Here is a 1895-nt window from a genome sequence, read left to right as displayed (position 1 = left end):
ATCTTGCCGCGGCGGGTGGGGGTGACGCCCCAGCGGCCCAGCGTGGCGACCACCCGCATGCCGTGCCCGCCGGCGCCGTCGGGGCGCGCCTGCACGACGCGGGGGTGCTCGGGGCTGTCGTCCTCGACCTCCACGCGCAGCGCCCCGGGCAGGTCGAACAGCCGCAGCCCCACCGGCCCCCAGCCGTGCAGCACGGCGTTGGCGACCAGCTCGGAGACCACGATCTCCGCCTGCGGGCCCACCGCCAGCCCCCACACCGCGCAGGCGCGCAGCGTGGCGTGGCGGGCCTTGCCCACCGACGACGGCTCGGGGGGCAGCTGCCAGCGGCGGCGCCGGGGCGTGTCCGCCACCCGCTGCGCCGGCTCGCCCACCTCCTCCGGCACCCGCACCACGACGATCGCGGTGTCGTCCTCGGGGGACTCGCCCAGGCCCTGCAGCAGCTCCTCGCCGATGCCGGCGGCGTCGGGGGCGCGGCTGCCGGCGAGGACCTCCACGAGCACCTCCATGCCGTCGCGCATCGGGCGGTGGCGCGCCTCGATGAGGCCGTCGGTGTAGAACACCAGCACGTCGCCCGGGCGCAGCGCCCGCTCGCGCGTGGGCCGGGGCCGCTCGCCCAGGCCCACGAGGGTGCCGGTGGCGTCGCTGAGGACCTCCACCGCGCCCGGCCCGCCGCCCGCGCGGCGCAGCAGCGGCGGCAGGTGCCCGGCGCTGCTCCAGGCCACCTCCCAGCCGCCGTCGTCCAGGCGCTGCAGCGTGGCGTACACCAGGCTCGCCATGCGCGGGATGCTCACGCCCGCGGCGAGCTGGTCCACGCGCATCAGCACGCTGCCCGGGTCGTCCAGCTCCTGCGCGGCCGAGCGCACCAGCGAGCGCATCTGGCCCATCGCGGCCACGGCCTGCACGTCGTGGCCCACCACGTCGCCGATGACGACGCCCGCGCTGCCGTCGGGCCCCTGCAGCACGTCGTACCAGTCCCCGCCCACCTGGGCGTGGTCGGCGTTGGGCGCGTAGAACGTCCACACGTCCAGCCCCTCGACCGCGGTGTGCTCCGGCAACATGCTGCGCTGCAGCGTCTCTGACAACTCGTGCTCCCGTGCGTGCAATCTCGCGTTCTCCACCGCCAACCCGGCGCGGCGCGCCGCGGCGCGCAGGACGGCCCCGTCCACGCCCGCCGCGGCCCCGCCGGGGACGACGACCAACCACCCCAGGACGTGCCCGCGCCCGGGCACCGCCACCACCGACACCCCCGCGCCCGCCGGGCCCGTCAGCTCCCGCAGCCAGGCCGACGCGCTGCCCGGCGCCCCGGCGGGCGGCGGTCGCAGCTGCGGGCCGGCGGGCCCCGGTGGGTCCAGCAGCGGGTCCTCGCCGCGCGCACCCGGCGGCCGGCGCCACGCCCGGCCCAGCAGCCCCTCGAAGGGCTCCCCCGCCGCGGCGACCACCCGGGCCCCGGCGCCGCCGCGGGCCGCGGGCTCGTCGGCGAGGACCACGAGCGCGGCCCGCACCACCGTGCCGGCCAGGGCGCGCACGGTGGCGCCCAGGGCGGCGACCAGCGCCTCGCGGGTCAGCGCGGGCGCGGCCAGGGCGTCCAGCTCGCGCAGCGGGTCCGGCGCCGGCGCCTCCTCGGGGGCGGTGGCGTCGGCGTGCCAGGTGGCCACGTGGTGCACCGCGCCGGAGCGGTCCCGCAGCGGGGTGGCGTGCACGCGGTGCAGGAAGCGGGTGCCGTCGGCGCGCTCGGTGGGGACCGTCGTGGAGGCCGTGCGGCCGGCGCGCACCGCGCGGCGCAGCGCGGCGCGGGCGGTCTCCTCGCCCGGCACCAGCCGCGAGCAGGGCCCGCCCAGCACGGCGCCGGCCGGCAGCCCGGTGACGCGGGTGAAGGCCGCGTCCACCCACTCGAC

At 79.9% G+C, this 1895-nt stretch carries 1 protein-coding gene; it reads right to left on the bottom strand.

All coding sequences use genetic code 11. The annotated features are described in order from the left end of the window. The coding region (locus GTR00_RS20000) for a SpoIIE family protein phosphatase (RefSeq protein ID WP_166613295.1) at positions 1-1895 on the bottom strand (1895 nt) is incomplete at both ends.

It is taken from the genome of Kineococcus indalonis (assembly GCF_009906395.1).
Classification (GTDB): domain Bacteria; phylum Actinomycetota; class Actinomycetes; order Actinomycetales; family Kineococcaceae; genus Kineococcus; species Kineococcus indalonis.
This window is presented reverse-complemented; position numbering and strand designations above follow the sequence as displayed.